At 38.5% G+C, this 9,075-nt stretch carries 9 protein-coding genes; 7 read left to right on the top strand and 2 right to left on the bottom strand.

The window, feature by feature from the left end:
• Window positions 1-30 precede the first annotated feature (30 nt).
• Window positions 31-474, bottom strand: coding sequence for a 16S rRNA (guanine(527)-N(7))-methyltransferase RsmG (gene rsmG / locus CYP77_RS04065; protein ID WP_258033424.1), 444 nt, complete (start codon window positions 472-474; stop codon window positions 31-33).
• The gene (ribA, locus tag CYP77_RS04070; protein ID WP_103567730.1) at window positions 474-1,037 is read right to left on the bottom strand and encodes a GTP cyclohydrolase II; all 564 of its coding nucleotides are present in this window, start codon (window positions 1,035-1,037) and stop codon (window positions 474-476) included. Before ribA ends, rsmG begins: the two co-directional genes overlap by 1 nt.
• Window positions 1,038-1,105: 68 nt before the next feature.
• Between ribA and hemB the strand changes: the two genes are divergently transcribed.
• The 7 genes from hemB to CYP77_RS04105 all read left to right on the top strand — a co-directional run.
• Window positions 1,106-2,077, top strand: a complete 972-nt coding sequence (hemB, locus tag CYP77_RS04075) for a porphobilinogen synthase (RefSeq protein ID WP_103567731.1) — start codon at window positions 1,106-1,108, stop codon at window positions 2,075-2,077.
• A gap of 1 nt (window position 2,078) precedes the next feature.
• Entirely contained in the window at window positions 2,079-2,996 is a 918-nt protein-coding gene (gene argF, locus CYP77_RS04080) for an ornithine carbamoyltransferase (RefSeq protein WP_103567732.1), read from the top strand.
• Entirely contained in the window at window positions 2,993-3,478 is a 486-nt protein-coding gene (locus CYP77_RS04085) for a DUF2603 domain-containing protein (protein ID WP_103567733.1), read from the top strand. Before argF ends, CYP77_RS04085 begins: the two co-directional genes overlap by 4 nt.
• Window positions 3,471-4,832 carry an oxygen-independent coproporphyrinogen III oxidase gene (gene hemN, locus CYP77_RS04090; protein WP_103567734.1) on the top strand — a complete coding sequence of 454 codons (1,362 nt, stop codon included), beginning with the start codon at window positions 3,471-3,473 and terminating at the stop codon, window positions 4,830-4,832. The genes CYP77_RS04085 and hemN overlap by 8 nt, the downstream gene beginning before the upstream one ends.
• A 112-nt stretch (window positions 4,833-4,944) precedes the next feature.
• Window positions 4,945-6,624, top strand: coding sequence for a TolC family protein (locus CYP77_RS04095; protein ID WP_103567735.1), 1,680 nt, complete (start codon window positions 4,945-4,947; stop codon window positions 6,622-6,624).
• 20 nt (window positions 6,625-6,644) lie between these two features.
• A complete protein-coding gene (locus tag CYP77_RS04100) occupies window positions 6,645-7,304 on the top strand; it encodes a transglutaminase-like cysteine peptidase (RefSeq protein WP_103567736.1) in 660 nt (219 codons plus the stop codon).
• Window positions 7,301-9,075 (top strand): bifunctional diguanylate cyclase/phosphodiesterase (locus tag CYP77_RS04105; protein ID WP_103599695.1); only part of this gene is annotated, 1,775 nt, incomplete at its 3' end. The genes CYP77_RS04100 and CYP77_RS04105, both read left to right, overlap by 4 nt.

A 9,075-nucleotide genomic window follows, 5' to 3' on the forward strand; every position in this document is an offset into this window, starting at 1 on the left:
CCGTAGCGGACTTCACTCATACGCAAATGGTTAGAGGTTTGGCGTTTCAGGGCTATTATTTTTGGTCTTAGCGGCTTTTGTCTTGCTAATCGCCCTTGAAGTGATGAGATCAGCCATAAATTTATCTGCAAGCTCGATCTTTTGGCTATGAACTTCTAAATTTTGCAAGCCAAGCTCGATCTTAGCGTAGCTTAGAAATGATGACTTTTTGGCTATAGGCTCAAAAAGGTGCCACTTCGTTTGAGGCATCGCAAGCGCTAAAAATATCGCTGGAAAGCCAGCTCCACTACCAACATCGATCGCCGTTTTGGCACTTAGGTCAAAAATCTCAAGCGGCTTTATGCTATCAAGCACCTGCCCGCTTATATCTTTATAGTTGCTTAAGCTATGAACTTTGTTAAATTTAGCAAAAATTTGAGCGTAAGCCTTTACTTTTTCGCTAAATTCAGCTGGCAAACAGAGTTCATTTTTCATCACAAGATGTGCCCCATTTGCTCTTTTTTGACCTTTAAGTAGTCTTCGTTAAATTTATTTGGTTTTATGACGATAGGCACACGTTTTACGATCTTTACTGAGCTTAGTCCGTGAAGTTTTAAAGGGTTATTTGTGAGTAAATTTACCTCTTTTATGCCGTAGTGATTTAGGATAAAATCAACCACTTCATAAGTCCTCTCATCAGCCTTAAAACCTAGCTGGCGGTTGGCTTCTATCGTATCAAAGCCCTTGTCTTGCAGGCTGTAAGCGTTTATCTTGTTTAAAAGCCCGATATTTCTGCCCTCTTGACGCAGGTAGATGACCATGCCACCATTTTCTTCGATATATTTTAGGCTCGCTTCAAGCTGATCGCGACAGTCGCACTTTAGGCTTCCGATCGCATCGCCAGTTAGGCACTCAGAGTGAATTCTAAGATTTACCACTTCGCTCAAAGGCTCTTTATAGATCGCAAGGTGCTCTTTTGTCCCTTCTTTGAAGGCTTGAACCTTATAAGTACCAAATCTTGAGGGTAGATTTGCGGCGTTTGAAATTTCTATTTTCATTTTAAATTTACTCCAACTGTGCTAAACTAGCTAAAAATCACGCATTTTAACAAAGAAAAGGCAAAAATATGTTTAAACGTTTTAGAAGATTAAGAATAAATCCAGCTTTAAGAGACATGGTAAGAGAGACTAGCCTTAGCGTAAATGACTTCATCTATCCGCTCTTTGTAGTCGAGGGCAAAGGCGTTAAAAACGAGATCGCTTCGATGCCAGGCGTCTATCAAATGAGTATCGATGAAATTTTAAAAGAGTGTGAAGAGATAGTAAATTTAGGCATAAAATCGATCATTTTATTTGGCATACCAAGCCTAAAAGATAGCGTTGGCAGCGACGCACTAAGTAATGACGGCATCATCGCAACGACGCTTCGAGCCATAAAAGATAAATTCCCAAATTTATTTGTCATCACCGATCTTTGCTTTTGCGAATACACAGACCACGGCCACTGCGGCATAATCGACTACGTGCATAACACGATCGACAACGATGCAACGCTTGAAATTTCAGCCAAACAAGCCTTGATACACGCTCAAAATGGCGCCGACATGATCGCACCAAGCGGTATGATGGATGGTATCATCGCAACACTAAGAGAGGCGCTTGATAGCAATGGCTATGAAAATTTACCAGTGATGGCGTACTCGACTAAATTTGCTTCAGCTTACTACGGACCATTTCGCGATGTGGCACAAAGCGCACCAAGCTTTGGCGATAGAAAGAGCTACCAAATGGACAGCGCAAACCGCCTTGAAGCTATAAATGAGAGCTTGCAGGACGAGGCGCAGGGTGCAGACATCTTGATGGTAAAGCCAGCGCTTGCCTATCTTGACATCGTTAGAGAGCTAAGAAATTTAACACTTCTACCACTTTGCGTCTATAACGTAAGCGGCGAGTACGCACTGCTAAAAGCTGGCGCAAAAGCTGGTATTATTGACTATGAGCGCGTTATGATGGAGACCTTGATCGGCTTTAAAAGAGCAGGGGCAAATTTGATCATCACCTATCACGCAAAAGAAGCGGCTAAAATTTTAAGGGGCTAAGATGAGGCACTTTTTGACGCTAAATGACTTTAGCAAAGATGAAATCGAGCAGATGATAAATTTAGCTCGCAAGATCAAAAAAGAGGCGAAAGCTAGAGAATTTAAGCCATATCTTAAAGATCAAAAGCTTGCGATGATATTTGAGAAAAGCTCAACTAGAACTAGGGTAAGCTTTGATGTGGGCATGCATGAGCTTGGCGGATATGCGCTATTTTTAAGCAAAAATGATATACAAATAGGCCGCGGCGAGCCAATCCGTGACACCGCTAGAGTGATAAGCAGGATGTGTGACATGGCGATGCTTAGGGTTGATCGTCACGAGACGCTGGAGGAATTTGCTAAATTTTCAAGTGTGCCAGTGATAAATGGCTTAAGCGATAAATTTCACCCAGTGCAGCTCATGGCAGACTATCTAACTATGCTAGAATTTAGCGCAGGTGAAAAGGTCGCCTACGTAGGGGACGGCAACAACATGACTCACTCGTGGCTCATGCTAGCAAGCAAACTTGGCCTTGAGCTAAGGGTCGCTACGCCAAAAGGCTACGAGGCGGACGCTGAAATTTTAAAAATAGCTAACGAAAACGCAAAAATTTCAGGTGCTAAAATTTTTATCACAAATGATATAAAAGAAGCGGTAGATGGTGTCGATGTAGTGACTACGGACACTTGGGTATCGATGGGACAAGAGGCCGAGAAAGAAAAGAGGCTAAAAGACTTTGCTGGATACTGCGTGGATGAAAATTTGATGAGCTTAGCTAAAAAAGATGCGATATTTTTGCACTGCTTGCCAGCTTACAGAGGCTATGAGGTGAGCGAAGCGGTCTTTGAGAGGCACGCTGATGAAATTTTTAGCGAGGCGGAAAATAGACTTCATGCACAAAAGGGCGTGATGGTCTGGTTAGATGAGAGAAGAAAATGAGTGAAGAGAAAAATATATATGATGAGATAGATGAGATCGGCACTACACTTGGGCTAAGTAGCCCTGAAAAAACGGTCTTTGAGATAGTTTCAACGAAAAATCCAAACGAGCATATCTTAAATTTAAAAAGTGGCTCTTGGGACTCGAAAGAGCCGTGGTTTGGCATTGATGAAAATCAAAATTTACATACGGTCATTTCTGTACAATCACTCTCAGCTTTGATAGAGGCCTTAAAAGAGTCGCAAAAAGAGAATTTTGACCTAAGGCTTGAAAAGACGATCTGGCAAAATATCCCAGTTGATTTTAGCGATGTTTGGGTGGTTGCGATGGATGAGATCAAAAAGATCGCTCACGATAAAAAGAGCAGGCAGTTTAACATAGATCTTGAAAAATTAGTAAAAAATATAAAAAAAGAGCATCCAAATTTATTTGTAGATATAAAAGAGATGATCCAAATGGCAAGGAGCAGGGCAGATGATTGATTTTAGTGCGTATGTGAAGTATTCAAGGCCAGGGCCAAGATATACGAGCTATCCGACAGCGCCGGAGTTTAGTGATAAATTTAGCTATGAGGCTTATATAAAAGAGCTTGAAAACCGCGATAAAAAAAGGCCACTTTCGCTTTATTTACACCTGCCTTTTTGCAGGAGTGCTTGCTATTTTTGTGGCTGTAACGTCATCTACACGAGCAAAGAGGATCGCAAAGAGAGATATATAAGGTACATAGAAAAAGAGCTTGAAATTTTAGCTCGCCACCTAGATACAAGCACCGAGGTCTTGCAGATGCACTTTGGTGGCGGCACACCAACATTTTATAATGCGGTTCAACTTGACGAGATCATCAAACTCATAAAAGCTAAATTTAAAAATTTCTCAAAAGAGGCTGAGATAAGCTGCGAGATAGATCCGAGATTTTTGACAAACGAGCAGCTTGATGTACTAGTGTCTCACGGTTTTAACCGCATAAGCTACGGTGTGCAAGACTTCGACGAAAAGGTGCAAAAAGAAATTCACCGAATTCAGCCTTATGAGATCACTCAAAATGCCGTAAAAATGGCTAGAGAAAAGGGCATAAAATCAATCAATATGGATTTAATTTACGGCCTGCCGTATCAAAGTCTAGAGAGCTTTAAAAAGACGCTTGAGCTTGCTCTTACACTTGATCCAGATAGGCTTGCAGTATTTAACTACGCTCACGTGCCGTGGATAAAAAAGTCGATGCGTAAATTTGATGAGACAACCCTGCCAAATCCAGAAGTGAAGCTTGAAATTTTAAAATTTACAGCTGAGTTTTTAACTAAAAATGGCTACAAAATGATAGGAATGGATCACTTTGCAAAGCCAAATGATGAGCTTTTTGGTGCTTTGGCAAATGGCACTTTGCATAGAAATTTCCAAGGCTATACGACAAAGGGCGGCGCTGATCTTATTGGCATAGGCGTGACAAGCATCGGCGAGTGTAAAAGACACTACGCGCAAAATCACAAAGATATGGATGAGTACGAAAAGGCGATCGATAGTGGAAAGTTGCCATATGCAAAGGGAATTTATCTAAGCGATGAAGATTTGCTTAGAAAAAGTGTTATTATGAGTTTGATGAGCAATTTTGGGCTTAATATCAAGGCAGTCGAGGATGAATTTCATATAAATTTCTTTGAACATTTCAAAAATGAGCTTGAAGAGCTAAAGGATTTAAGTGAATTTGTCGATGTTACGACAGATAAAATCAGTGTAAATGAGACAGGAACGCTGATAATACGAAATATTGCAATGTGTTTTGATGAGTATCTTAAGAAAATTCCAGAGAATTTAAGGCGATTTTCTAAGACGATATAAAAATTATTTTTTTGTCATAGAGTGTTTAAAATACGTTTAATATTTCTTGGTGTATAATTCGCACTAAAAGTCGAGCCAAAGCTTGACAATAAAAAGGTAAAAGGATCTAGTTATGAAAAAGATGTTAGCAATTAGTGCTTTGGCCGCAGCAACATTGCTGTCTGCCCAAGATGTCCCTTATAGGATTTTTCTAGCTTCATTTGCTCAAGATGATAACGCTGCTAGAATCGATAGTGCTGTTAGCAAAGTAAATAGCAAAATATCAGATAGCAGACTAACTACTGGCGTTTATGAAGTTGGTGGAAGAAAGTTTTTATATGTTGATACAACTCCAGTTTCTGAAAATGAAGCTAATGAGTTGTTAGCTAAAGTTCAAAATGAGTCAGGTTACAAAGATGCTTTAATGAGAGCTAAGTCACCTGTCGCAAATGCTCAATCAGCTAAGAAATCTAATATAGAGCAAACTATATCAACTGAGCCTAAAGCAGCAGCTACAGCACAAGCTGATGATAGCGTATTGACTTTGGATCAAGTTGTAAAAACTATTTTAAATGAAAACCCAAGCCTAAAAGCTACAGAATTTAACTACTTACAAGTTGGTAAAGATCTAAAAATAGCTAAAAATGCTTACTATCCAACACTCGATGCAGCTGCTAGGGTAGGATATGAGAGAAAACGTCTTGATGACGGTCTTACAACAAGAAGAGGCGATGGCAGAGTATCTGGCGCATCTTTAACTTTGGTTGAAAACCTTTATAATGGTGGTGCTGATAAAAACAGAATCAACTCTCAAAGCGCAAGACTTGACTCAGCTGCTTACACGGTAGCTCAAGCTGCAGATAGACTAACACTAAGCGCTGCAAATGCTTATTTGCAAGTTCTTCAAACAAAGAGAATTCTTGACATTGAAGAAGAAAATGTAAAAAGCCATGAAGAAATTTATAATCAAATCAAAGATAGAGCAAGATCAGGTTACGGCGTAGCTTCTGAAGAGAGACAAGCTGGATCACGCTATACTTTGGCTCAATCAAACTATGTAGCTGCTAAAAACAATTACGAGGATGCACTTTCTACATTTGAAAAACTATATGGAAGAAAAGTTGCTGCTAAAAACCTAGTAATGCCTGAGTTTAACCTGCCATTACCAAGCACTAAAGAGGCTGTTTATGACAAAGCTGTTCTTTGCAACCCAACACTTCTAGTTCAAAGATCAAACATCGCTATGGCAGAGTCTGTTGTAAAAGAGAAAAATGCACCATTTTTGCCTAAATTAGATCTTGTTGTATCAGGTGCTTATGATCACTCAAATGTTTTATATGATGATTATGAAGAGCAAACATTTGACGCTCTTTTAAGACTAAACTATAACCTTTACAACAAAGGTAATGATAAACTTGATAAAGAGAAGAGCCAACTTGCTGTTCAACAAGAGCAACAAACTATGGACAACCTTGTAAGAGAGCTTAAAGAGTCTTTAGAATTCTCATGGCAAAACTATGTTCTTAACCAAGAGAAAATGGGATATCTAAATCAACACGTTGAATATTCAAAAGCTACTCTTGATGCATACCAAGATGAGTTTAGAATTGGTCGCCGCGACCTTATCAACCTACTTGATGCAGAAAACGAATACAACACAGCTTTAAAAGAGATCGCTACAACTGAGACTGCACTATCTTATGCAAAATATAGATTGCTAGATAACATGGGTATGGTTTCAGATAGTTTTGAGCCAGGCTTTGCTAAGAGATATATTCAAGGCGCTTGCAGTATTCAAAACGACTTAAGATAAAAATTTAAAAAGTGATGACCATGAGGGTCAAAGCAAAATTTTGGACGCTTACTTTAAGCGTCCTTTTTTCGTTATTAGCATTAAATGCTGTTGGGGATTTTGTAAAACAAACAACGATAGCAAAGGTGGCTAAAATTTATGGAGAAGATGCAAGAAGAAGGGCATCGGCATTAAATTCTTTAATGACTTCATTGCAAGATGCAACCGAACAAGAGAAATTAATAAAAGTAAATGATTTTTTTAACTCTTTTAGGTGGGTTGATGATATGCAACTTTGGCATAAAAAAGATTACTGGGCTACCAGAATGGAATTTGTAGGAAAAGGCGCTGGTGACTGCGAAGACTACGTTATCGCAAAATATTTCACTCTAAAGCAACTTGGAATTCCAACTCAAAAATTATACTTCACATACGTTAAAGCCTTAAGATACAACCAAGCACATATGGTTTTGGCATATTATGATACACCAAAGTCTATTCCATTAATTTTAGACAACATAAATGGTAAAATAAAAATCGCAACACAAAGAACAGACCTCGTGCCAGTTTATAGTTTCAACGGTGATTCGCTATACTTGGCAAAACAAGAAGGTCTTGGTCAGGCAATACCAGGTGGAAATAAAAAACAAAATCCTAAGTGGATGGAACTAATAGATAGGATAGGAAAAGAGGATTTATGACGCTATTTAAACAGATTATGATCGCTGTGATAGCTTTTGGCATCGTGATTTTTATGGCTGTTGGCTACTTAAATTTTAAGAGCCTAAATGGATACATCAACGACCAGCTCGGTGAAAACGCAAGACACACAGCAAACTCACTTGGACTTGCTTTAAAGCCGATTATTGATCCTGAGGATATGTCTTTGGCACAAACGATGATAAATTCTATGTTTGATAGCGGCAGATACAAGCTCATTAAGCTTGAAGATGTCGATGGTAAAGTACTTATAGAAAATTCTCAACAAACTATTGTTAAAGATATCCCAGAGTGGTTTTATAAGATCGCTAAATTTGAAGCTCCAGTGGCAACAAGTGAGATCATGACTGGCTGGGCAAAATTTGGCACACTCTATGTTCAAGGTAGTACAGCACTTGCTTACAATGAGCTTTACTCAAACTCAAAAAATATTTTTAACTTTCTAGCTTTAATGATCATCATCGCTATTATCGTGGCATTTTTCGCCCTAAAGGCGATATTTAGACCACTTGTTAAGGTGCAAGATCAAGCTGAAGCGATACTTGATAATAAATTTATCATTCAAAAGAGAATTCCATTCACAACTGACCTTAAAAAGATGGTGCTCGCCATGAACTCGATGGTTAGCAAGGTTCAAGACATCTTTGAAAGAGAGGCTGCTACGCTTAGCAAGTATCAAGAGCTTTTATATAAAGACTCTATGAGCGGCACTTACAATAGAAGGTTTTTTCAAACTAAATTTAGCGAGTATCTAGCGAGTGAAGAGTATTCAAGTGGTGTTGCATCGCTTATTAGCTTTAAAGATCTAGCTGGATTAAAAGGCGTTCTTGGCTTTGAAAAATGGCAAAGTGTCATCATAAAAATAGCTCAAATTTTACAAGAAAAATCGGCTGAAAATGACCAAAATGCGATCGTCGCGAGGTTAAATGACAACGATTTTATAGTTATGTCATACGGTAAAAACTCATCAAATTTCTCAGCTCTAAACGATAAGATCATGGCTGAGTTTAAAAAACTCTATGCAAATTTCTCTATAAATGATAGCGAATGTCCAGTCAATGCTGCTATTGTTGAGTATTCACCAAGCACTGACATGAGGACACTACTTACTTCAGCTGACGTTACATTGGCTAGTGCAAGACTAGCTGGCTGCTTTACTTGCAAGGAATTTAATGCAAATCAAAACACCCTAGTCATCGGCAAAGAGAAATATAAAGAGCTTATTTTTGACTCTATAAAAGAGGATAAATTTAAATTTGCAGCTCAAAAAGTAGTTGGTTTTGACTCAAGCTTTGAGCAGTATGAACTTTATCTAAGGCTAGTTGATAGCGAGGGCAAATGGCGTATGGCATCATACTTTATGCCAATGGTAAATGAGCTAAATTTAGGTGCGATGCTTGATCTTCATATCCTAAATAGGATCGCTAGAATTTTGCCTGAAAATATCTTGCCTCAAGGAAGCTTGGCGATAAATTTAGGAAAAGAGATATTAAGCTCGGATGAAAATTTCTCAAAACTTGAAGCTACGCTTAAGAAAATCGCTCAAATTTCAAAATCTAAAAACTATATAGAAATTCCAAACAAAGACGATATTAGTATCGAAAGTATAGTTAGACTTACTAAAAAATTAAAAGAACTCGGCTTTGGTTTTGGATTTGACCACTTTGATCTTAATGCAAAAGGCATTGAGAAATTAAAAGAATTTAATCCAGACTACGTAAAGATCCAGTCGAGCGTCTTAATCGACCTGTT

The sequence above is a fragment of the Campylobacter concisus genome (assembly GCF_002913865.1).
Lineage (GTDB): Bacteria > Campylobacterota > Campylobacteria > Campylobacterales > Campylobacteraceae > Campylobacter_A > Campylobacter_A concisus_AM.